Here is a 21,229-nt window from a genome sequence, read left to right on the forward strand (position 1 = left end):
GAGTCAGAAGTATACGTTCTGTCTAAAGACGAAGGTGGACGTCACACTCCATTCTTCAAAGGCTACCGTCCACAGTTCTACTTCCGTACAACTGACGTAACAGGCGACATCACTCTACCTGAAGGCGTAGAAATGGTAATGCCAGGTGACAACATCCAAATGACTGTTGAACTAATCGCTCCAATCGCGATGGATGAAGGTCTACGCTTCGCAATCCGTGAAGGTGGCCGTACAGTTGGTGCTGGTGTTGTTGCTAAAATCTTCGCTTAATTGCTAAAGATTTTGCGATAAATCGCATTGACGAAAAAGGAAGCTTCGGCTTCCTTTTTTATTGCTAGTACTACACAATCTCACTATTCCAAACTCGCCATTTTTTCTGAAAACCTTTAAATACCCTCCTTTTTGATTATTTTACCCCCATCCCTTGCATCCGGTTTTGTGATCTGTATAATACCGCGCACTGGCTTAAGTCAGTTGTGAACCAATGAGCACTGAGGAGTAGCACTTTCTTTAAATAGAAAGCGTCTAGTAACGTATACTCAGCTTATGTTCGCAGTTAATAAAATATTGACCTTAGAGTTAATTCAAATTTAGCTGACAACGCTTCCTAATTTTGGAGGCTACGGTTTCACATGAATCAATCGGCATTCCCCTATGTTATTAGGAGTGAGTGGCGATATTGTTTGTGTAATTTATTTATTATTGGAGCTCTGTCTCATGCAGAACCAACGTATTCGTATCCGTCTTAAAGCATTCGATTATAAACTAATCGATCAGTCAACAGCGGAAATCGTAGAAACAGCAAAACGTACCGGTGCACAGGTTCGTGGTCCTATTCCACTACCAACGCGTAAAGAACGTTTCACTGTTCTTATCTCTCCTCACGTAAACAAAGACGCACGTGATCAGTACGAAATTCGTACTCACAAGCGTTTGATCGACATCGTAGAACCAACTGACAAGACTGTAGATGCTCTAATGCGTCTAGACCTTGCTGCTGGTGTTGATGTTCAAATCAGCTTAGGTTAAGGGAGATTAGAAGAATGATTGGTCTAGTCGGACGTAAAGTGGGTATGACCCGCGTATTTACCGAAGAAGGCGTTTCTATCCCAGTTACAGTTGTTGAAGTAGAAGCTAACCGCGTTGCTCAAGTTAAAACTCTTGAAAACGACGGCTATGCAGCAATTCAGGTAACTTCTGGTGCTAAGAAAGCTAACCGTGTAACTAAGTCAGAAGCAGGTCACTTTGCGAAAGCAGGTGTTGAAGCTGGCCGCGGTCTTTGGGAATTCCGTTTGGAAAACGGAGAAGAGTTTGAAATTGGCGCTGAGCTAAATGTAGAACTTTTCAATGAAATTAAAAAAGTAGACGTTACTGGTACATCTAAAGGTAAAGGCTTCCAAGGCGCAATTAAGCGTTGGAATTTCTCTACTCAAGATATGACTCACGGTAACTCTTTGTCTCACCGTGCACCGGGTTCAATTGGCCAATGTCAAACTCCAGGTCGCGTGTTTAAAGGCAAGAAAATGGCAGGTCACATGGGTGCTGAGCGTGTTACGACTCAAAACCTTGAGATCGTACGTGTTGACGCTGAGCGCAATCTGCTTCTTATTAAAGGTGCAGTACCAGGCTCAACAGGTGGCAACGTGATCGTAAAACCAGCTGTTAAAGCATAACGTCTAGGAGTAAGTAATGGAATTGATAGTTAAAGGTGCTGATGCGCTAACTGTTTCCGAAACTACCTTCGGACGTGAGTTTAACGAAGCTCTTGTACATCAAGTAGTTGTTGCTTTTGCAGCAGGTGCTCGTCAAGGTACTCGTGCTCAAAAAACTCGTTCTGAAGTATCTGGCGGCGGTGCTAAGCCTTGGCGTCAAAAAGGTACTGGCCGTGCGCGTGCTGGTACAATTCGTAGCCCAATCTGGCGTACAGGTGGTGTTACTTTTGCTGCGAAACCACAGGATCACAGCCAAAAAGTTAACAAAAAAATGTATCGCGGTGCTATGAAAAGCATTCTTTCTGAGCTAGTTCGTCAAGAGCGTTTAATCGTTGTTGATAACTTCTCTGTAGAAGCACCAAAAACTAAAGAGCTAGTAGCTAAGCTTAAAGAACTTGAGCTTAATGATGTTCTAATCGTAACTGGCGAAGTAGATGAAAATCTATTCTTAGCTGCTCGTAACCTTTATAAAGTTGATGCTCGTGACGTTGCTGCGATTGATCCAGTAAGTCTGATTGCATTTGACAAGGTTCTAATAACTGCTGATGCAGTTAAGCAAGTTGAGGAGATGCTGGCATGATCACTGAAGAGCGTCTACTAAAAGTTCTACGTGCTCCACATATCTCTGAAAAAGCAACTATGGCTGCAGAGAAAGCGAACACTATCGTTTTCAAAGTAGCAAAAGATGCAACTAAAAAAGAGATCAAAGCAGCTGTAGAAAAGCTATTTGAAGTTGAAGTTAAGTCTGTAAATACTCTTGTTCTTAAGGGTAAGACCAAACGTCAAGGTCAACGTGAAGGCCGTCGTTCAGACGTGAAAAAAGCCTACGTTACTTTGAAAGAAGGTCAGGATCTTGACTTCGTTGGCGGTGCGGAATAACAGGAGTAGTTCATAATGGCTATTGTTAAATGTAAGCCGACTTCCCCTGGTCGTCGTCACGTAGTTAAAGTTGTTAACGCTGACCTACATAAGGGTAAGCCATACGCTCCACTTTTAGAGAAAAACTCTAAAAATGGCGGTCGTAACAACAACGGTCGTATCACAGTACGTCACATCGGTGGTGGTCATAAACATCATTACCGTTTGATTGATTTCAAACGTACTAAAGACGGTATCCCAGCGAAAGTTGAGCGTCTAGAATACGATCCAAACCGTAGCGCAAATATTGCTCTAGTTCTGTACGCAGACGGTGAGCGTCGCTACATCATTGCACCAAAAGGCATCCAAGCGGGTGACCAATTACAATCTGGTGTTGATGCGCCTATTAAAGCAGGTAACACTCTGCCAATGCGCAACATCCCAGTAGGTTCTACAGTTCACTGTGTTGAATTGAAACCTGGTAAAGGTGCACAAATTGCTCGTTCTGCAGGTGCATACGCACAAATCGTCGCTCGCGACGGTGCATATGTAACTCTACGCCTACGTTCTGGCGAAATGCGCAAAGTACTTTCTGAAGGTCGTGCAACGATCGGTGAAGTTGGTAACTCTGAGCACATGCTTCGTGAACTAGGTAAAGCTGGTGCTAGCCGCTGGCGTGGTGTTCGTCCAACCGTTCGTGGTGTGGTAATGAACCCAGTAGACCACCCACACGGTGGTGGTGAAGGCCGTACTTCTGGTGGTCGTCATCCAGTATCTCCTTGGGGTCAGCCTACTAAAGGCTTTAAGACTCGTAAGAACAAGCGCACTGACAAGTACATTGTACGTCGTCGTAATAAATAATCTATAAAGAGGAATCGCCATGCCACGTTCTCTCAAGAAAGGTCCTTTTATTGACCTACACTTGCTGAAGAAGGTAGAGAAAGCGGTGGAAAGCGGAGACAAAAAGCCTATTAAGACTTGGTCCCGTCGTTCAATGATCATCCCTACGATGATCGGTTTGACCATCGCTGTCCATAATGGTCGTCAGCACGTACCAGTATTTGTAACTGATGAAATGATCGGTCACAAACTGGGTGAATTTGCACCAACTCGTACTTATCGCGGCCACGCTGCTGATAAGAAAGCGAAAAAGAAATAAGGAGTAGATGATGGAAGCACTAGCTAAACATAACTTTGCTCGTATTTCGCCTCAAAAGGCTCGCTTAGTTGCAGACCAAATTCGCGGTAAATCTGTTGACCAAGCTCTAGAAATACTTACATTCAGCAACAAAAAAGCTGCTGTTTTAATTAAGAAAGTTCTTGAGTCAGCAATCGCAAATGCGGAACACAACGAAGGTGCAGACATTGACGATCTAAATGTCGCTAAAATCTTCGTAGATGAAGGCCCTATCATGAAGCGTATTATGCCTCGTGCTAAAGGTCGTGCGGATCGTATCTTGAAGCGTTCAAGCCACATCAGCATCGTTGTAGCTGACGCTTAAGACTAGGAGAGTAAGCAATGGGTCAGAAAGTACATCCAAATGGTATTCGTCTTGGCATCGTTAAGCCTTGGAATGCTACATGGTTTGCTAATACCAAAGATTTCGCTGACAACCTAGACGGCGACTTCAAGGTACGTCAGTTCCTAACTAAGGAACTTTCAAAAGCGTCTCTTTCACGTATCGTTATCGAGCGTCCTGCTAAGAGTATTCGTGTGACTATTCACACTGCTCGTCCAGGCGTTGTTATCGGTAAGAAAGGTGAAGACGTTGAGAAGCTACGCACAGCTGTAGCTAAAATCGCAGGTGTACCAGCGCAGATTAACATCGCTGAAGTACGTAAGCCTGAGCTAGATGGTCAATTAGTGGCTGATAGCATCGCGTCTCAGCTAGAGCGTCGTGTTATGTTCCGTCGTGCTATGAAGCGCGCGGTACAAAATGCAATGCGCCTAGGTGCGAAGGGTATCAAGGTTGAAGTAAGCGGTCGTCTAGGCGGCGCTGAAATCGCGCGTACTGAATGGTACCGTGAAGGCCGTGTGCCACTACACACACTACGTGCTGATATCGATTACGCAACTTCTTCGGCTCACACCCAATACGGTGTGATCGGCATTAAAGTTTGGATTTTCAAAGGTGAAATTCTAGGCGGAATGCCAGCTGCTAACGCAGTAGAGCCAAAGGCTGACAAGCCTAAGAAGCAGCGTAAAGGCCGTAAATAAGGAGACGACTGATGTTACAACCTAAACGTACTAAGTTCCGTAAGGTTCAGACTGGTCGCAACCGCGGTCTAGCTAAAGGTACTGATGTAAGCTTCGGTACATTTGGTCTTAAAGCAGTTGGCCGTGGCCGTATTACTGCTCGTCAGATCGAAGCGGCACGTCGTGCGATGACGCGTCACGTTAAGCGTCAAGGTCAAATCTGGATTCGTATTTTCCCAGACAAACCTATCACTGAAAAACCACTTGAAGTTCGTCAAGGTAAAGGTAAGGGTAACGTAGAGTACTGGGTAGCCCAAATCCAACCTGGAAAAGTAATGTACGAAATGGATGGTGTACCTGAAGAGTTGGCACGTGAAGCGTTCCGCCTAGCGGCTCGTAAACTGCCAATCAAAACAACATTTGTAACTAAGCAGGTGATGTGATGAAAGCACAAGATCTACGCGAAAAAAGCGCTGAAGAGCTTAACGCAGAGCTATTGAATTTACTGCGCGAGCAGTTCAACTTGCGTATGCAAGCTGCAACTGGTCAGCTACAGCAAACTCATACTCTAAAAGCTGTACGTCGTGATATCGCACGTGTGAAAACTGTTTTGACTGAGAAGGCAGGCGCATAATGAGCGACAAAATCCGTACTATGCAAGGCCGTGTAGTTAGCGACAAGATGGATAAGTCTATCGTTGTAGCTATCGAGCGTATGGTGAAACACCCAATTTACGGCAAGTTCGTAAAACGCACGACTAAACTACATGCACATGACGAAAACAACGAGTGTGGCCTAGGCGATACTGTTGAAATTCGTGAATGTCGTCCACTGTCTAAGACTAAGTCTTGGACTTTGGAAAAAGTTATCGAAAAAGCAAAAAGCTAATTTAGTTTTTTACTTATTCGTATAGCGAAAATGGCGGCTCCAAATTTTTTTTGGGGCCGCCTGTTTTTTGTCTACCCAATCACAAAAAAGGGTGGTACAATTCGCAGCCCTTATTAAAAGGCAGCCCGACCCGAGAGGGTCTATTTAATTAATTAGCGGAGCACTAACATGATCCAAATGCAAAGTACACTTGACGCGGCGGATAACTCTGGCGCGCGCAAGGTAATGTGTATTAAGGTTCTGGGTGGCTCACACCGCCGTTATGCACATATCGGTGACGTCATCAAAGTTACAGTGAAGGAAGCAATTCCTCGCGGTAAAGTAAAAAAAGGTGATGTTCTGAAGGCGGTAGTGGTGCGCACCCGTAAAGGCGTACGTCGCCCTGACGGTTCTGTCATTCGCTTCGACCGTAATGCTTGTGTGTTATTAAACGACACAACTGAGCAACCAGTCGGTACACGTATCTTTGGTCCAGTGACTCGTGAACTTCGCAACGCGAAATTCATGAAAATTGTCTCACTGGCTCCAGAAGTTCTGTAAGGAGCATCCAGAAATGGCAGCTAAAATCCGTCGTAATGACGAAGTAATCATTCTTGCTGGTAAAGATAAAGGCAAGAAAGGTAAAGTAACTAAGGTTCTAACTACTGGTAAAGTTATCGTTGAAGGAATCAACCTTGTTAAGAAACACCAAAAGCCGGTTCCGGCTCTAGGTCAACAAGGTGGCATCGTTGAACAAGAAGCAGCTATTGATGTTTCTAACGTTGCAATCTTTAACGCTACAACTGGTAAAGCAGACCGTATCGGTTTCCGTATTGAAGATGGTAAGAAAGTTCGTTTCTTTAAGTCTAATAACGAAATCGTTTCTAACTAATAGAAGTAATTTGGAGTTCTACTATGGCGAAACTGCATGATTACTACAAGTCGTCTGTAGTCGCTGAACTTGCCAAAGAGTTCGGCTATACAAGCGTCATGCAAGTCCCTAGGATTGAAAAAATCACCCTAAACATGGGCGTTGGTGAAGCAATCAACGATAAGAAACTACTTGAGAACGCAGCCTCTGATATGGCGATCATTTCTGGTCAAAAGCCACTTATCACTAAAGCGCGTAAATCAGTTGCTGGTTTCAAAATTCGTGAAGGCTACCCAATTGGTTGTAAAGTAACCTTGCGTGGCGAGCGTATGTGGGATTTTCTAGAGCGTTTGATTAACATCGCTCTACCCCGAGTACGTGATTTCCGTGGTGTTAGCGCTAAGTCTTTTGACGGACGCGGTAACTTTAGCATGGGCGTTCGCGAGCAAATCATCTTTCCGGAAATCGACTACGATAAAGTCGATCGTGTGCGCGGTCTTGATATTACTATCACGACGTCTGCTGCAAACGATGAGGAAGGCCGAGCTCTGCTGGCTGCCTTTAACTTCCCATTCCGCAAATAAGGTGAAGGGTTACTGTTATGGCTAAACAATCAATGAAGGCACGTGAAGTAAAACGTGCAAAGCTAGTTGCTAAATTCGCTGAAAAGCGTTCAGCACTAAAAGCTATCATCAGCGATGTAAACGCATCTGAAGAAGATCGTTGGAATGCAGTTCTTAAATTGCAATCTCTTCCACGTGATTCAAGTGCATCTCGTCAGCGCAACCGTTGCAACCAAACTGGTCGTCCACACGGTTACCTACGTAAATTCGGTTTGAGTCGTATTAAGGTTCGTGAAGCTTGCATGAAAGGCGAGATTCCGGGACTTCGTAAGGCTAGCTGGTAATTGCCACTTAATCATTTGGAGTAAATATTATGAGCATGCAAGATCCGATTTCGGATATGCTGACCCGCATTCGTAACGGTCAATCAGCAAATAAAGTTGCTGTGAAAATGCCTTCTTCAAAGCTTAAAGTTGCGATTGCTACTTTGTTAAAAGCTGAAGGTTATATCGTTGACTTCGCTGTTGAAGGCGAAGCAAAACCAGAGCTAGAAGTTACTCTTAAGTACTTCCAAGCTAAACCTGTAATCGAGCAAATCCAACGTGTTTCACGTCCTGGTCTGCGTGTCTATAAGAACAAAGACTCGCTTCCATCAGTGATGGGTGGTTTGGGTATTGCTGTAGTGTCCACTTCCAAGGGTCTGATGTCAGACCGTGCTGCTCGTAAAGCAGGTCTTGGTGGTGAGATCATCTGCTACGTAGCGTAAGGAGTAGACTATGTCTCGTGTTGCTAAAGCACCTGTCGCTATTCCAGCTGGCGTAGAGGTGAAGCTTAACGGCCAAGAAGTCACTGTTAAAGGTGGCAAGGGTGAACTAACTCGCGTATTTAACGACGCTGTAGTTATCGCTCAGGAAGATAACAACTTAACTTTCGCTCCTGTGGAAGGTGTTGCTAAAGCTAATGCTCAAGCAGGTACTGCTCGTGCACTAGTGAACAACATGGTTGTTGGTGTTACACAAGGCTTTACGAAGAAGCTGACTCTTAAAGGTGTAGGTTACCGTGCTGCTGTTAAAGGCGCATCTGTTAACTTAACTCTTGGCTTCTCACACCCAGTAGAGCACGCTCTACCTGAAGGTGTTAAAGCAGAGTGTCCAAGCCAAACTGAAATTGTACTAACTGGTTGTGATAAGCAGCTTGTTGGTCAAGTAGCGGCTGACATTCGTTCTTACCGTGAGCCTGAGCCTTATAAAGGCAAAGGTGTTCGTTACGCAGATGAATATGTGCGTACTAAAGAAGCTAAGAAGAAGTAAGGTAACACTATGGATAAGAAAGCATCTCGCATCCGTCGTGCTACACGTGCACGTCGTAAGATTGCAGAACTTCGCGTTAATCGCCTAGTTGTACACCGTACTCCGCGTCATGTGTATGCACAGGTTATTGCGCCGAATGGCTCTGAGGTTATCGCAGCAGCTTCTACTGTAGAAAAAGCGATCCGTGAGCAAGTGAAGAATACTGGTAACGTTGACGCTGCTAAAGCTGTAGGTAAAGCTATTGCTGAGCGCGCTATCGAAAAAGGCATCTCTGGTGTTGCATTCGATCGTTCTGGTTTCCAATACCACGGCCGAGTAGCGGCGCTAGCAGATTCTGCTCGCGAAGCTGGTCTTAAATTCTAAGGTAGGGTTTGGAAGATGGCTAAAGAACAACAAGCTCAAGCTACAGATTTTAACGAAAAGTTAATCGCTGTTAACCGTGTTTCTAAAACGGTTAAAGGCGGTCGAATCTTTAGCTTTACTGCACTAACAGTAGTTGGTGACGGTAATGGTCGCGTTGGTTTCGGTTACGGCAAAGCTCGTGAAGTACCAGCAGCGATTCAAAAAGCAATGGAAAAAGCGCGTCGTAACATGGTTACTATCGCACTTAATGACGGAACACTACACCACGCGGTGAAAGGTCGTCACACTGGCTCTAAAGTTTACATGCAGCCTGCTGCTGAAGGTACAGGTATCATTGCCGGTGGTGCAATGCGTGCAGTACTTGAAGTTGTTGGTGTACACAACGTACTTGCGAAAGCATACGGTTCTACGAACCCGATTAACGTTGTGCGCGCTACTATTGATGGTTTGAGCGGCATGAAGTCACCAGAAATGGTTGCTGCTAAACGTGGTCTAACTGTTGAATCTATTTCGGAGTAAGAACACAATGGCAACTATCAAAGTAACTCAAACTAAAAGCTCAATCGGTCGTTTACCTAAGCACAAGTTGTGCTTGAAAGGTTTGGGCCTTCGTCGCATCAACCATACAGTTGAACTTGAAGACACTCCGTGCGTACGCGGAATGATCAACAAAGTTTACTATATGGTTAAAGTTGAGGAGTAATCAGAATGCGTTTGAATACTCTATCACCGGCTGCGGGTTCTAAGCCTTCTAAGAAGCGCGTAGGTCGTGGTATCGGTTCTGGCCTTGGTAAAACAGGTGGCCGTGGCCACAAAGGTCAAAAGTCACGTTCTGGCGGCAGTGTTCGTCCAGGATTTGAAGGCGGTCAAATGCCTTTGAAACAACGTTTACCAAAATTCGGCTTTACTTCTCGTAAGAGTCTAGTATCTGCTGAAGTTCGTCTAGCTGAGCTAGCGAAAGTAACTGGTGACGTTGTTGATCTAAACAGCCTTAAAGCTGCTAACGTAATCACTAAGAACATCGAATTTGTAAAAGTTGTTCTTTCTGGTGAACTTAGCAAAGCTGTGACTGTTAAAGGTCTTCGCGTGACTAAAGGCGCTAAAGCTGCAATCGAAGCTGCAGGCGGTAAAATCGAGGAATAATCTCGAGAAACGAGGTACAGATGGCTAAGAAACCAGGACAAGATTTTCGTAGTACTCAGAGCGGCTTGGCTGAGCTAAAGTCGCGTTTACTATTCGTAGTAATAGCGTTATTAGTATTCAGAGCAGGTTCTTTTGTACCGCTACCTGGTATTGACGCAGCTGTACTTGCCAATATGTTCGAACAGCAAAAAGGCACTATCATAGAGATGTTTAACATGTTCTCTGGTGGTGCTCTAGAGCGTGCATCTATATTAGCACTGGGTATCATGCCGTATATTTCGGCGTCAATTGTTATCCAGTTGCTAACTGTAGTTCATCCAGCGTTAGCTGAACTCAAGAAAGAGGGTGAAGCAGGGCGTCGTAAGATTAGCCAATATACACGCTACGGCACGCTTGTGTTAGCTACATTCCAAGCGATTGGTATTTCAACAGGTTTACCAAACATGGTCGACAATCTGGTCGTTATCGACCAAACCATGTTTACCCTGCTTGCTACCGTTAGTTTAGTAACCGGCACCATGTTTTTGATGTGGTTAGGTGAACAAATTACAGAGCGCGGAATTGGCAACGGTATCTCGATAATTATATTCTCGGGTATCGTGGCTGGACTGCCATCGGCAGTTGGACAGACAATTGAGCAAGCGCGTCAAGGTGAATTGCACGTACTTCTTCTGTTGTTAATTGGGGTTTTATCTTTTGCTGTAATTTATTTCGTTGTTTTCATGGAGCGTGGTCAACGTCGTATCGTCGTTAACTATGCGAAGCGTCAACAAGGTCGTAAAGTATTTGCAGCACAAAGTACGCACTTGCCACTTAAGATAAACATGGCTGGTGTAATACCTGCAATTTTTGCATCAAGTATTATTTTGTTCCCAGGAACAATCGCACAATGGTTTGGTCAGAACGGTGAGAGCAGCACATTCGGTTGGTTAACTGATGTGTCTTTGGCTCTTAGCCCAGGTCAGCCTTTGTACGTTATGCTTTATGCAGCAGCGATTATATTCTTCTGTTTCTTCTACACGGCGTTAGTATTTAACCCGCGTGAAACAGCAGATAACTTGAAGAAGTCTGGTGCGTTCGTACCCGGCATCCGCCCAGGTGAGCAGACAGCGAAATACATTGATAAAGTGATGACGAGATTGACCTTAGCGGGCGCTCTATATATTACCTTTATCTGTCTGATCCCAGAGTTCATGATGATCGCCTGGAACGTAAGGTTCTATTTTGGCGGCACATCACTACTAATCGTAGTGGTTGTTATCATGGATTTCATGGCACAGGTACAGACTCATCTGATGTCACAACAGTATGATTCTGTGTTGAAAAAAGCGAATCTGAAAGGTTACGGTCGCTAATTTAGCGCCTAACCATTTAATACAGATTCCCATTTACGGAGTTTAGCAATGAAAGTTCGTGCTTCCGTTAAAAAAATCTGCCGTAACTGTAAAGTAATTAAGCGCAACGGTGTCGTTCGCGTAATTTGCAGTGAACCAAAGCATAAACAACGCCAAGGTTAATTAAGCAGAAATTTTTACTTGAAATGTGAGAGTTGGTCGAGTATATTGCTCGGCCTACCTTTTGCGTGCAAAAGAAGTAGTAAACCGCAGCGTATCCTGTACGGGCTTTGCTGCGGATAATTTCTTATAAAGTACTAGGAGTGAATAGTGGCCCGTATAGCTGGCATTAACATTCCTGATCAAAAACATTCCGTAATCGCATTAACTGCTATTTACGGTATTGGTAAAACACGCGCTCAAGCTATTCTAGCTGACGTGGGTATTGCTGAAAGTGTTAAGATCAGTGAACTAACTGAAGAGCAGATTGATCAACTGCGTGATGGTGTCGCCAAGTACACTGTAGAAGGTGATCTACGTCGTGAAGTTTCGATGAACATCAAACGTCTTATGGACCTTGGTTGTTATCGTGGACTTCGTCATCGTCGCAGTCTACCACTACGTGGACAGCGTACTAAAACCAACGCTCGCACCCGTAAGGGTCCGCGCAAGCCGATCAAAAAATAATCGGATAAGGTAGAGAGTACAATGGCAAAACAACCAACACGCGCTCGTAAGCGCGTACGCAAGCAAGTAGCTGATGGCGTAGCGCACATCCACGCTTCTTTCAATAATACAATCGTTACGATTACAGACCGTCAAGGTAACGCACTAGCTTGGGCTACTGCAGGCGGTTCAGGTTTCCGTGGTTCTCGTAAGTCTACTCCGTTCGCAGCACAGGTTGCAGCAGAGCGCGCAGGCGAAGCGGCTAAAGAGTACGGTTTAAAGAACTTGGAAGTTATGGTTAAGGGCCCAGGTCCTGGTCGTGAGTCAACTATCCGCGCGTTAAACGCTGCTGGATACCGCATTACAAATATTGTAGATGCAACTCCGATCCCTCATAACGGTTGTCGTCCACCTAAAAAACGTCGCGTATAACGTTACGTTTCTAGGAATATTGGAGAAGAATCATGGCAAGATATTTGGGTCCTAAGCTGAAGCTTAGTCGCCGCGAAGGTACTGACTTATTCCTTAAGTCTGGTGTCCGCGCGATTGATACCAAGTGTAAAATTGATAACGCACCAGGTGTGCACGGCGCTCGCAAAGGCCGTCTATCTGAATATGGCGTTCAGCTTCGTGAGAAGCAAAAAGTTCGTCGTATGTATGGCGTTCTAGAAAAGCAATTCCGTAACTACTATAAAGATGCTGCACGCCTTAAAGGCAATACAGGTGAAAACCTGCTTCAGCTTCTTGAAGGTCGTCTTGATAACGTAGTTTACCGCATCGGTTTTGGCGCAACTCGCGCAGAAGCCCGTCAATTGGTTAGCCACAAAGCTATTCTAGTAAACGGTAAAGTTGTAAACGTTCCTTCATTTAAAGTTTCGGCTAACGATGTTGTTTCTATTCGTGAGAAAGCTAAAACGCAATCTCGCATTAAAGCGGCTCTAGAAGTTGCAGAACAACGCGAAAAACCAACTTGGATTGAAGTAGATGCTGGCAAAATGGAAGGTACATTCAAGCGTATGCCTGAACGTTCTGACTTATCAGCTGACATCAACGAACACTTGATCGTCGAACTTTACTCTAAGTAAGGTTTAAACTAAAGAGAGGACACAATGCAGGGTTCTGTAACAGAATTTCTTAAGCCACGTCTTGTTGACATCGAACAGATTAACACGACACACGCAAAAGTAACTCTTGAGCCATTAGAGCGTGGCTTTGGCCATACTCTAGGTAATGCGCTTCGTCGTATCCTACTTTCGTCTATGCCAGGTTGCGCGGTGACAGAAGTTGAGATTGAAGGCGTTTTGCACGAGTACAGCACAAAAGAAGGCGTTCAAGAAGACATTCTTGAAATCCTTTTAAACCTTAAAGGTTTGGCTGTACGTGTAGCTGAAGGCAAAGATGAAGTGTTTATTACACTGAATAAATCAGGCTCAGGCCCTGTTGTTGCAGGTGACATCACCCATGATGGTGATGTAGAGATCGCTAACCCTGAACACGTTATCTGTCATCTAACTGATGATAGTGCTGAGATCGCTATGCGCATCAAAGTAGAACGTGGTCGCGGTTATGTTCCGTCTTCTGCTCGTATTCATACCGAAGAAGATGAGCGTCCAATCGGTCGTTTGCTTGTCGATGCAACTTACAGCCCAGTAGACAAAATTGCCTACTCAGTTGAAGCTGCACGTGTTGAGCAACGTACTGACTTAGACAAGCTTGTTATCGATATGGAAACGAATGGCACTCTGGAACCTGAGGAAGCAATCCGTCGTGCAGCTACTATTTTAGCTGAACAACTGGATGCGTTCGTAGATCTTCGTGATGTACGTGTACCTGAGGAGAAGGAAGAGAAACCAGAATTCGATCCGATCCTACTGCGTCCTGTAGACGATCTTGAACTAACAGTTCGCTCTGCTAACTGTTTGAAAGCAGAAGCGATTCACTACATTGGTGATCTTGTACAGCGTACTGAGGTTGAGCTACTTAAAACGCCAAACCTTGGTAAGAAATCTCTTACAGAGATTAAAGATGTTCTTGCTTCACGTGGTCTTTCTCTGGGCATGCGCCTAGAAAATTGGCCGCCAGCGTCCATCGCTGAAGATTAATCAATACTAGTTAGAAGGATTAGGTCATGCGCCATCGTAAGAGTGGTCGTCAACTCAACCGCAACAGCAGTCATCGTAAAGCGATGTTCAGCAACATGGCTAGCTCTCTTGTTCGTCACGAAGTTATTAAAACTACCGTGCCTAAAGCAAAAGAACTACGTCGCGTAATTGAGCCTTTGATTACACTAGCTAAGACAGACAGTGTTGCTAACCGTCGTCTAGCATTTGCTCGCACTCGTGATAACGAAGTTGTAGCAAAACTATTTAATGAACTAGGTCCACGTTTTGCGAGCCGTCAAGGCGGTTATACTCGCATTCTTAAATGTGGTTTCCGTACAGGTGATAAAGCTCCAATGGCTTACATTGAGCTTGTAGATCGCCCAGAAGCATCTGAAGAAGCTGCTGCTGAATAAGTAACGTTCTACTAAAACAAAAGCCGAGCATTGAATTATGCTCGGCTTTTTTGTGTTTGAAATAAAAGTGACTAGCTACTCAGAGCTTGCTCTAAATCTGCAATGATATCGTCGATATGTTCGATACCTACCGACAAGCGAATCATTTCTGGAGATACACCCGCCTGCTTCTGTTCTTTTTCGTCTAGTTGACGGTGAGTCGTCGATGCAGGGTGGCAAGCCAGTGATTTTGCATCACCAATATTTACTAAACGTTTAAATATCTGTAGCGCATCATAAAAACGCACACCCGCGTCATAACCATCTTTTAACCCGAATGACAAAATGGCCGAAGGTTTTCCTTTCATATATTTTTGTGCCAACGGATAAAACTCAGACTCTTCTAAGCCAGCATAGCTAACCCAACTCACTTTCTCATGTTGTTGTAAGTAGTTGGCTACCTTCAGTGCGTTGTCGCAATGGCGTTCCATGCGCAAATTAAGGGTTTCTAATCCTTGCATAAGCATAAAGGCATTCATTGGCGATAACGCAGAGCCTGTATTACGCAGAGGCACTGTTCTAGCGCGACCAATAAATGCGGCAGGGCCAAATGCTTCGGCATAAACAACACCGTGATAAGAGGGCTCTGGTGAGTTAAATACCGGGAAACGTTCTTTATGGTCTGCCCATGGGAACTTACCCGAGTCGATAATTATGCCACCTAGTGTGGTTCCATGCCCACCAACATACTTAGTTAATGAGTGAACAACGATATCTGCGCCAAACTCGATTGGCTTGCAGACTGCGGGAGTCGCAACAGTATTGTCAACGACGACAGGAACGCCTTGGGCATGAGCCAGCGTTGAAATTGCTTCCAAATCGACGATATTACCAGCAGGGTTACCAATGGATTCGCAATATACCGCTTTGGTTTTATCATCGATCAGTTCAGCTAAGCTTTCGGGTGAATCGTCTTTGGCAAACTTCACTTCAATACCAAGACTAGGGAACATGTGAGCGAATAGGGTGTAGGTGCCACCATAGAGTTGAGGCGTAGATACAATGTTATCCCCAGCTTGCGCCAGTGTGAGTATGGCGTAGTGAATTGCTGAACTGCCAGCACTCACTGCCAATCCGGCAATACCGCCCTCTAACGCCGCCATGCGCTTCTCTAACACATCATTGGTCGGGTTCATGATACGGGTGTAAATATTACCTGGAACTTCTAGGTTAAATAGATCGGCCCCGTGTTGGGCGTTATCAAACTCATAGGCGACGGTTTGATAGATTGGTGTAGCAACTGATTTGGTTGTTGGGTCCGTCTCATAACCAAAATGTATTGCAAGGGTTTCGTCTCTCATTATATTTCTCTCATCCATGAACAAAACAACAGCATGTCATATTTTGTGCAAATTAGACAAGGTCTTATATATAAGCACTTGTCATTTTCTATAACTATTTGCACAAAGCAGATGGGATAAGCGCTGCTGGATGTAAGCTATCGAGGCTTTATCGACAACAGCACCTTAATACCATGAGAGAACTGAGTTAACTCCAGAGGCTAGAAAGTGAACCAATAAGGCCACTTGATGCATTCTGCGAAGTTAGGTATTGGAGAATAATAGGAGCGAACTGTGCCACCATAGATGGATCCAAACCTAAAGTGGAGAAGACATCTGTCACCGCGCTATTGCTTGTTGCCATCTGCATCAATCCTGGTACGGCGCTTTGTAATGAACCCATAGAAGGAATTAACTCTCCTAGCTCGCTATTTTCACTGGATGAAAGCGAGTTAGACGCAAGAGCAAGCAACGCACCTGCACCACCGGTAGCTTGTTCAGGAGAAACGTTCAGTTTACTCGTAAGTGCGTCAACGATAGGTGAGCTAACTTGAGAGGACACCTGCCCATCTAAAGCACCAGTTAAAGAGGAGATTGAAGCGCTTGTTTTTGCGCTGTCATCGGATTTTAGGCTTAAAAAAGCGTGGCTCGAAAGTGACGTGGTTAGCGCAATAATCGCCAACAGCCCTGTTGTTTTTTTCATATACCTTTCCTTTGATGGAGATTGTTATTGGCTTTACAAGAATAGTCGTAAATTCAGTTTGCTGCATGCAAAAAAAAGCGGTGATAATCACCGCTTTTTTTATCAGACAAAGCTAATAATATTAAAGAATTGCTAATAGCTCAACTTCAAATACTAGCGCTGCATATGGAGGAATTGCTGCACCTGCGCCGCGCTCACCATAAGCAAGATCTTGAGGGATATAAAGTTTCCATTTTGAACCAACAGGCATAAGTTGAAGAGCTTCAACCCAACCTTGAATAACGCCAGTTACAGGGAACTCAGCAGGTTGACCGCGAGAAACAGAGCTGTCGAAAACGGTACCGTCAGTAAGTTCACCGTGGTAATGAACGCGAACTTGTTTGTCAGATGTTGGGATTTCGCCAGTACCTTCTGTGATAACTTCATACTGAAGACCAGACTCTGTAACTGTGATTTCTGAACGAAGAGCGTTATCTTTCAAAAATGCTTCGCCATCAGCAGCGGCAACTTTTGCTAACTCTGCACGAGCAGATTCTGCGCGTGAATGAATTTCTTGTAGAGCGTTGTTGATTTCATCAACTTCGATCTCAGGCATAGCACCTGTTAGTGCAGTAGCGATACCTTTAGCAATCGCGTCTACGTTTAAACCTTCAAGGCCACTACCCGCTAGTTGTTGACCCATTTGTAAACCGATACCGTAGCTTGCTTTGTGCTCTACAGTTTCTAATTTAATATCAGACATTTTATAACTCTTCATTATTTCGTTAAATAAAGGCCAAAGCATAGCAGCATTAGCAACGCGAAGAAACATTATTAAAGTTAACTTGTGTCAAGGTGTGTTGATCTTTCAAGCGAAATTTTGTTCAATCTGAAAGTCACCTTCGCAAGGCATGGAGCGTGCGGTATAGCTAATTGATGTAGACGGCAACTCATCAAGGTGCTGCGTATAATAACGTACAAATAAACGGCTGAATCATAGTCGTGAAAGGTCGAATGTCATAAGGATGAAAGCAATTGCTAATCGCTATGTACCTAGCGCAATAAATTTTATACTCTAAGCAATAGTCGCACTCAAGGAACCGCCATTTATGGATCGTCGCAAAAGAAATAAGAAACAAACTAGCGTGCTCGATGATATACGTTCATCACTAAGCTCTATAAGTGTCCAAAAATATCTACAAATGTGGCGAGATCTACCCAAGTTTCATCAAAAAGCGCTGATGGTTATCACACCACTATTGATAGTGTTAATTGTGATTCCTTTTCCCCAAAACGATGAAGAGTCTATTGCCGTGACCGAGAGTGAGCGTAAAGAGATATCCGTCGATACTACCGACTTAAGCTCAGTTGATAATGAAGAGAAAAAATTTGTAGCAAAATCTGAAGACTGGCAAGAATATCAGGTCAAATCAGGTGACACATTAGCGAAAGTATTTCGTACCAATCAGCTATCAATGACGGACTTCAATGAGTTGGTGAAAGTAGAAGGTTTAGATAAGCCGCTAAGTAAGATCAAACAAGGTCAACTTATTCGCTATAAGTTAACCGCCAATGGCGACTTGGACATTCTTCAGTTAGAGAAGAAAAATGATGCCGTCATGTTTTTCCGTTTGTCTGGTGGCGGGTTTGGAAGAAGTAAGTAGTTCTGACTGCTAAAGTGTAACGACCCATGCGCTGCTCATTGCCTGTTTTCTATCATAGCGCGAGCTTTTATCCTTAAACGAGTTATTGGTAGCAACGGCAAGATAATCATACTGATCCCAAATACCGTTAATAGGTCAGGCACTTCATTAAACCACCATACTCCGAATAGAGTGACAAATATCAATCCTGTGTACTCAGATAACGCAATTTGATTTGCGGGGGCTTTCTTATAAGCAAAAACCGATAAGCCGTTATAAGCCAATACGGATACGGAACTGAGTATTATCCAGCCTGACTGAGACCAATCGAGATCTTGCCAATTGAACAGCGCTAAGCCGCCAGAGATGGGGAGTGAGAACAGGCTGGTCCAAAACAGAGTATGTAGAACATTGTGTTCGCTTGGCAGCTTGCGAACCAATACAGAAAAAAGCGCGATGGTGATAGCTGTGCCAACAGCAAAGGACGCTGCCCAGTGAAATTGCGGCGGCCTCAATACAATCAACACCCCTAAAAAACCGATCAAAGAAGCAATGATGCGCTTTTTTGTCGCTCGCTCTTTTAGAATGAACCAAGACAAAGGTAACATTATCAATGGCGCAGCATAGAAGATCGCATTGGCAGTCGCTAATGGTAAGTGAGTAATTGCGACAACCATGCAGGCTGCCCCAATAATAATCAGGTTTGCCCGTACTGCAGTAATGCGCCAGTTGAGTCCTTTAGTGCTAAAGCTACCATGTTGACGAAAATAAAAAGGTGCCACTAACAATGTCGCGATAGATTGTCGAATAAAAATATATTGAAAAGCAAAAACGTCACCCTCCAATAATTTTACTGCCACATCACTTAATGACGCCATTAGGTTGCCGACAATCAAACTTATAATCGCCAGAGTAACAGGGGACCATGCTGCCATGGTTACTTTTCTAGTCTCATATCTATATGTGGAATATCATCTTCTAAATACATATCAGAAATGGCGACAAAACCGTGTTGTCGATAGAAGTCGCAAAGGTACTGTTGGGCTCCTATATCGATGGTTGCGTTAGGCCAAAGGCGTTGGCACTGTTTTAAGCACTCAACAACCAACTCATGTCCTAAGCCATTTCCGCGATGAGACTCTTTAGTTGCCACACGGCCAATACTGACATTGTCGTAATTGATTCCTGGAGCCATTAGTCTGGCACATGCAACCAGTTCATCATCTAAATAGCCGACAAGGTGCATCACTCCGTCTTTAATATCTTTGTTATCTAAATCTGAGTATGGACACTGCTGTTCCACCACAAAAACATCGACTCTCAGCTTCAGCAGTTGATAAAGCTGGATGGTTGATAATTGATTAAGCGAAGCGACTTGCCAGTTGATCATAAAATAATTCCGATATAAAAAATAATTCTTGCCCGACTGTACCAATAAACTCTGCCTGATTCGTTAACTATTGTTAAATAATGAAAAATAAATAACAGATCAAATAAGCGTATTGTTGTTGGATTCAAAACAGAACTTTGATTGACCGCTAATAAACAAGCTTTAAACGGCTTTCAGAGTATTAATTCATCAATGTTGAAAGAAATATTGTCTTTATCGGCTCTTATCTATCAGGTTATTGAGCTAGAAACCGATCTCACCATCTATGTTATAGCTCAACGCATCATTAAATATATGGAAGACGATAAATGCCTTCTTTCAGATGAGAAGAGCGATAATGAGGAGAGCAATAATGATGACAAATAAGGTATTGAAAAGAGTTGTGCTTGCAGGCATAGCATCAACCTCTTCAATGGCGTGGGCTGACGCTGACTATAGCAATTATGGATTTATTGGAGCCAGCAGCGTATATGGTCAGTCCGTTTTTTCTGAAAAAAACAGCCCTCAATTTAGCTTAGAGCCGAATGTTTTTTACAATGGTGATTATGGGTTTGTTGATGGAAGTTTAGTTAATGTCGCTATTCTTCCTTGGTTGGGAATCAGTGGTCAATGGCGTTTTGCTGAAGTGTCTGATGACGTGAACGATATCCCAGCAGGCATTGACGATAGAGATGGTAATGCGGAGCTTGGTTTCACTATCGGAACAGTAGGGGCAAGGCTGACGTATCTACACGATGTATCAAACGTGACTGATGGTTATGAAGTTCAGCTGCACCTGGGACGGTCATTCGATACCGCGATTAACGATTTCACGTTAACTCCTTATATTGAAGCAGACTATCGTGATAAAAAATTGTCCTCTCATTTATATACCGTGACAAGCATAGAAGCGGCGGCTTCGACTGTTAACGCATATCAATCCGGTAGTTCATGGCGCTATCAAACGGGATTAATTGGTATCTATACTATATCCCCAGAGTGGATCGCTTTAGTGAAAGCAGAGTTTGAACATCACGACAGCTCTAGCCCTCTTGTTCAGCGAGATAACGGTTGGGGGGTAACTGTTGGTGTGGCTTACAACTTTTCTCACTGGTTAAAATAGTCCCGAGCAGTGGGTAATTGGTAATTTTACTCTTTTAAACGAGATTTAATCCGACTTAGACTGACATGACTAATCCCCAAATACGCGGCGATTTGGTAGTCAGTTAGTCGGTTTTCCAGTTGAGGATAATTGTCACAAAAGAGTTGATAACGTTGCTGTGGTGAGTAGAGCAACATAAAGCGCTCCTTGGCCTCTTTATATAGCAGTTGGGTCTCTAATAGTTTTATATAAAGAGGATTACCTTGCTTGCGCCAGTGTGCGAGAGTATCCACTGGGAAGCACAGTAGGGTAGCTGGTGTGAGTGTTTCTAATAAAAATGGTGAAGCTTGGTGGTTAATCAGGCTTTCAAAGCCAAGTATCCAGTCACTTTCCCAATAAAATTCTTTGCTGTACTGCTTGCCATCCTCAGTTAAATAACAGGCATGGCAAAGACCATCTAATACAAAATAGACAGACTCTGTAAGTTCACCTTGATTCACTAAAATATGTCGGGTAGGTAGTTCAAGTGGAGAGCTGATATCTACCAGCTCGGCAATCTGTTGCTCGGTAAAGCCACCCTCTTTTAGCTGCTGCACAAATGTACTGTTATTGACCATTGTCACTCCCCGAATATTTTGCGTTTACACCGATACATGGCTCATCTAGCAGATAGGCTATGGATATAAAAAACACCACTAAAAAGTGGTGTTTTTTT

At 44.0% G+C, this 21,229-nt stretch carries 37 protein-coding genes and 1 pseudogene; 32 read left to right on the plus strand and 6 right to left on the minus strand.

The window, feature by feature from the left end; all coding sequences use genetic code 11:
• The 29 genes and pseudogenes from tuf to rplQ form a co-directional block, all read left to right on the plus strand.
• Positions 1–270: pseudogene (gene tuf / locus F0227_RS15550) on the plus strand (elongation factor Tu); the annotation flags it as partial.
• A 447-nt stretch (positions 271–717) separates the two neighbouring features.
• On the plus strand, positions 718–1,029 hold the full coding sequence (gene rpsJ / locus F0227_RS15555; RefSeq protein ID WP_031495630.1) for a 30S ribosomal protein S10: 312 nt from the start codon (positions 718–720) through the stop codon (positions 1,027–1,029).
• Positions 1,030–1,043: 14 nt separating this feature from the next.
• Positions 1,044–1,673 carry a 50S ribosomal protein L3 gene (gene rplC, locus F0227_RS15560; protein WP_171754167.1) on the plus strand — a complete coding sequence of 210 codons (630 nt, stop codon included), beginning with the start codon at positions 1,044–1,046 and terminating at the stop codon, positions 1,671–1,673.
• Between the two features lie 16 nt (positions 1,674–1,689).
• Positions 1,690–2,292: a 50S ribosomal protein L4 gene (rplD, locus tag F0227_RS15565; RefSeq protein WP_171754168.1), complete on the plus strand. Its 603-nt coding sequence runs from the start codon at positions 1,690–1,692 to the stop codon at positions 2,290–2,292.
• Positions 2,289–2,591, plus strand: a complete 303-nt coding sequence (gene rplW / locus F0227_RS15570) for a 50S ribosomal protein L23 (protein WP_171754169.1) — start codon at positions 2,289–2,291, stop codon at positions 2,589–2,591. The genes rplD and rplW overlap by 4 nt, the downstream gene beginning before the upstream one ends.
• 15 nt (positions 2,592–2,606) lie before the next feature.
• Positions 2,607–3,431 carry a 50S ribosomal protein L2 gene (gene rplB / locus F0227_RS15575; RefSeq protein ID WP_171754170.1) on the plus strand — a complete coding sequence of 275 codons (825 nt, stop codon included), beginning with the start codon at positions 2,607–2,609 and terminating at the stop codon, positions 3,429–3,431.
• Positions 3,432–3,450: 19 nt separating this feature from the next.
• Positions 3,451–3,729, plus strand: coding sequence for a 30S ribosomal protein S19 (gene rpsS / locus F0227_RS15580; RefSeq protein WP_001138114.1), 279 nt, complete (start codon positions 3,451–3,453; stop codon positions 3,727–3,729).
• Between the two features lie 10 nt (positions 3,730–3,739).
• The gene (rplV, locus tag F0227_RS15585) at positions 3,740–4,072 is read left to right on the plus strand and encodes a 50S ribosomal protein L22 (protein WP_171754236.1); all 333 of its coding nucleotides are present in this window, start codon (positions 3,740–3,742) and stop codon (positions 4,070–4,072) included.
• A 17-nt stretch (positions 4,073–4,089) separates the two neighbouring features.
• Positions 4,090–4,788 (plus strand): 30S ribosomal protein S3, encoded by a 699-nt coding sequence (rpsC, locus tag F0227_RS15590; protein ID WP_023402469.1) that lies wholly within the window; start codon positions 4,090–4,092, stop codon positions 4,786–4,788.
• Positions 4,789–4,799: 11 nt separating this feature from the next.
• Positions 4,800–5,210: a 50S ribosomal protein L16 gene (gene rplP / locus F0227_RS15595; RefSeq protein ID WP_084888990.1), complete on the plus strand. Its 411-nt coding sequence runs from the start codon at positions 4,800–4,802 to the stop codon at positions 5,208–5,210.
• Entirely contained in the window at positions 5,210–5,401 is a 192-nt protein-coding gene (gene rpmC, locus F0227_RS15600; protein ID WP_021019650.1) for a 50S ribosomal protein L29, read from the plus strand. Before rplP ends, rpmC begins: the two co-directional genes overlap by 1 nt.
• Positions 5,401–5,655: a 30S ribosomal protein S17 gene (gene rpsQ, locus F0227_RS15605; protein WP_171754171.1), complete on the plus strand. Its 255-nt coding sequence runs from the start codon at positions 5,401–5,403 to the stop codon at positions 5,653–5,655. The genes rpmC and rpsQ overlap by 1 nt, the downstream gene beginning before the upstream one ends.
• Positions 5,656–5,823: 168 nt before the next feature.
• Positions 5,824–6,195 (plus strand): 50S ribosomal protein L14, encoded by a 372-nt coding sequence (rplN, locus tag F0227_RS15610; protein ID WP_017029093.1) that lies wholly within the window; start codon positions 5,824–5,826, stop codon positions 6,193–6,195.
• A 13-nt stretch (positions 6,196–6,208) separates the two neighbouring features.
• Positions 6,209–6,526 carry a 50S ribosomal protein L24 gene (rplX, locus tag F0227_RS15615; protein ID WP_171754172.1) on the plus strand — a complete coding sequence of 106 codons (318 nt, stop codon included), beginning with the start codon at positions 6,209–6,211 and terminating at the stop codon, positions 6,524–6,526.
• 23 nt (positions 6,527–6,549) lie between these two features.
• Positions 6,550–7,089 (plus strand): 50S ribosomal protein L5, encoded by a 540-nt coding sequence (rplE, locus tag F0227_RS15620; RefSeq protein WP_171754173.1) that lies wholly within the window; start codon positions 6,550–6,552, stop codon positions 7,087–7,089.
• Between the two features lie 17 nt (positions 7,090–7,106).
• Entirely contained in the window at positions 7,107–7,412 is a 306-nt protein-coding gene (gene rpsN / locus F0227_RS15625; RefSeq protein WP_038228838.1) for a 30S ribosomal protein S14, read from the plus strand.
• A 29-nt stretch (positions 7,413–7,441) separates the two neighbouring features.
• Positions 7,442–7,834 (plus strand): 30S ribosomal protein S8, encoded by a 393-nt coding sequence (gene rpsH / locus F0227_RS15630; protein WP_171754174.1) that lies wholly within the window; start codon positions 7,442–7,444, stop codon positions 7,832–7,834.
• 10 nt (positions 7,835–7,844) lie between these two features.
• Positions 7,845–8,378, plus strand: coding sequence for a 50S ribosomal protein L6 (gene rplF / locus F0227_RS15635; RefSeq protein WP_171754175.1), 534 nt, complete (start codon positions 7,845–7,847; stop codon positions 8,376–8,378).
• 9 nt (positions 8,379–8,387) lie between these two features.
• On the plus strand, positions 8,388–8,741 hold the full coding sequence (rplR, locus tag F0227_RS15640; RefSeq protein ID WP_171754176.1) for a 50S ribosomal protein L18: 354 nt from the start codon (positions 8,388–8,390) through the stop codon (positions 8,739–8,741).
• Between the two features lie 15 nt (positions 8,742–8,756).
• The gene (rpsE, locus tag F0227_RS15645) at positions 8,757–9,260 is read left to right on the plus strand and encodes a 30S ribosomal protein S5 (RefSeq protein ID WP_171754177.1); all 504 of its coding nucleotides are present in this window, start codon (positions 8,757–8,759) and stop codon (positions 9,258–9,260) included.
• A gap of 7 nt (positions 9,261–9,267) precedes the next feature.
• Positions 9,268–9,444, plus strand: coding sequence for a 50S ribosomal protein L30 (rpmD, locus tag F0227_RS15650; protein ID WP_171754178.1), 177 nt, complete (start codon positions 9,268–9,270; stop codon positions 9,442–9,444).
• A 5-nt stretch (positions 9,445–9,449) separates the two neighbouring features.
• Positions 9,450–9,884, plus strand: a complete 435-nt coding sequence (rplO, locus tag F0227_RS15655) for a 50S ribosomal protein L15 (protein ID WP_137358609.1) — start codon at positions 9,450–9,452, stop codon at positions 9,882–9,884.
• A gap of 20 nt (positions 9,885–9,904) precedes the next feature.
• Entirely contained in the window at positions 9,905–11,239 is a 1,335-nt protein-coding gene (gene secY / locus F0227_RS15660) for a preprotein translocase subunit SecY (protein WP_171754179.1), read from the plus strand.
• A 48-nt stretch (positions 11,240–11,287) separates the two neighbouring features.
• On the plus strand, positions 11,288–11,401 hold the full coding sequence (gene rpmJ, locus F0227_RS15665; protein WP_000868186.1) for a 50S ribosomal protein L36: 114 nt from the start codon (positions 11,288–11,290) through the stop codon (positions 11,399–11,401).
• 147 nt (positions 11,402–11,548) lie between these two features.
• Positions 11,549–11,905, plus strand: a complete 357-nt coding sequence (gene rpsM / locus F0227_RS15670) for a 30S ribosomal protein S13 (RefSeq protein ID WP_171754180.1) — start codon at positions 11,549–11,551, stop codon at positions 11,903–11,905.
• 21 nt (positions 11,906–11,926) lie between these two features.
• Positions 11,927–12,316 carry a 30S ribosomal protein S11 gene (rpsK, locus tag F0227_RS15675; protein ID WP_171754181.1) on the plus strand — a complete coding sequence of 130 codons (390 nt, stop codon included), beginning with the start codon at positions 11,927–11,929 and terminating at the stop codon, positions 12,314–12,316.
• A 32-nt stretch (positions 12,317–12,348) separates the two neighbouring features.
• A complete protein-coding gene (gene rpsD / locus F0227_RS15680; RefSeq protein ID WP_171754182.1) occupies positions 12,349–12,969 on the plus strand; it encodes a 30S ribosomal protein S4 in 621 nt (206 codons plus the stop codon).
• A gap of 24 nt (positions 12,970–12,993) precedes the next feature.
• A complete protein-coding gene (gene rpoA / locus F0227_RS15685; protein ID WP_171754183.1) occupies positions 12,994–13,986 on the plus strand; it encodes a DNA-directed RNA polymerase subunit alpha in 993 nt (330 codons plus the stop codon).
• A 26-nt stretch (positions 13,987–14,012) separates the two neighbouring features.
• Entirely contained in the window at positions 14,013–14,399 is a 387-nt protein-coding gene (rplQ, locus tag F0227_RS15690) for a 50S ribosomal protein L17 (RefSeq protein ID WP_171754184.1), read from the plus strand.
• A 71-nt stretch (positions 14,400–14,470) separates the two neighbouring features.
• On the opposite strand, the gene F0227_RS15695 is transcribed toward rplQ, so the two are convergent.
• The 3 genes from F0227_RS15695 to F0227_RS15705 all read right to left on the minus strand — a co-directional run bounded on the left by F0227_RS15695 (position 14,471) and on the right by F0227_RS15705 (position 17,163).
• A complete protein-coding gene (locus F0227_RS15695) occupies positions 14,471–15,739 on the minus strand; it encodes an O-acetylhomoserine aminocarboxypropyltransferase/cysteine synthase (protein WP_171754185.1) in 1,269 nt (422 codons plus the stop codon).
• A gap of 187 nt (positions 15,740–15,926) precedes the next feature.
• Positions 15,927–16,421: a DUF2780 domain-containing protein gene (locus F0227_RS15700; RefSeq protein ID WP_171754186.1), complete on the minus strand. Its 495-nt coding sequence runs from the start codon at positions 16,419–16,421 to the stop codon at positions 15,927–15,929.
• A gap of 121 nt (positions 16,422–16,542) precedes the next feature.
• Positions 16,543–17,163, minus strand: a complete 621-nt coding sequence (locus F0227_RS15705) for an FKBP-type peptidyl-prolyl cis-trans isomerase (RefSeq protein WP_171754187.1) — start codon at positions 17,161–17,163, stop codon at positions 16,543–16,545.
• 346 nt (positions 17,164–17,509) lie between these two features.
• On the opposite strand from F0227_RS15705, the gene F0227_RS15710 reads away from it, so the two are divergent.
• Complete coding sequence (locus F0227_RS15710; protein ID WP_171754188.1) at positions 17,510–18,064, plus strand: LysM-like peptidoglycan-binding domain-containing protein; 555 nt, start codon at positions 17,510–17,512, stop codon at positions 18,062–18,064.
• Positions 18,065–18,099: 35 nt separating this feature from the next.
• Here the strand turns inward: F0227_RS15710 and F0227_RS15715 are convergent, their stop codons facing one another.
• Both F0227_RS15715 and F0227_RS15720 read right to left on the minus strand, forming a co-directional pair.
• The gene (locus tag F0227_RS15715) at positions 18,100–18,978 is read right to left on the minus strand and encodes a DMT family transporter (protein ID WP_171754189.1); all 879 of its coding nucleotides are present in this window, start codon (positions 18,976–18,978) and stop codon (positions 18,100–18,102) included.
• Positions 18,979–18,980: 2 nt separating this feature from the next.
• On the minus strand, positions 18,981–19,433 hold the full coding sequence (locus F0227_RS15720; RefSeq protein ID WP_171754190.1) for a GNAT family N-acetyltransferase: 453 nt from the start codon (positions 19,431–19,433) through the stop codon (positions 18,981–18,983).
• Between the two features lie 192 nt (positions 19,434–19,625).
• On the opposite strand from F0227_RS15720, the gene F0227_RS15725 reads away from it, so the two are divergent.
• On the plus strand, positions 19,626–19,799 hold the full coding sequence (locus tag F0227_RS15725) for a hypothetical protein (protein ID WP_171754191.1): 174 nt from the start codon (positions 19,626–19,628) through the stop codon (positions 19,797–19,799).
• 46 nt (positions 19,800–19,845) lie between these two features.
• Positions 19,846–20,535, plus strand: coding sequence for a MipA/OmpV family protein (locus tag F0227_RS15730; RefSeq protein WP_253822120.1), 690 nt, complete (start codon positions 19,846–19,848; stop codon positions 20,533–20,535).
• A gap of 26 nt (positions 20,536–20,561) precedes the next feature.
• Here the strand turns inward: F0227_RS15730 and F0227_RS15735 are convergent, their stop codons facing one another.
• Entirely contained in the window at positions 20,562–21,131 is a 570-nt protein-coding gene (locus tag F0227_RS15735) for a Crp/Fnr family transcriptional regulator (protein WP_171754193.1), read from the minus strand.
• Between the last annotated feature and the right edge of the window lie 98 nt (positions 21,132–21,229).

The organism is Vibrio sp. 99-8-1 (assembly GCF_013114595.1).
Classification (GTDB): domain Bacteria; phylum Pseudomonadota; class Gammaproteobacteria; order Enterobacterales; family Vibrionaceae; genus Vibrio.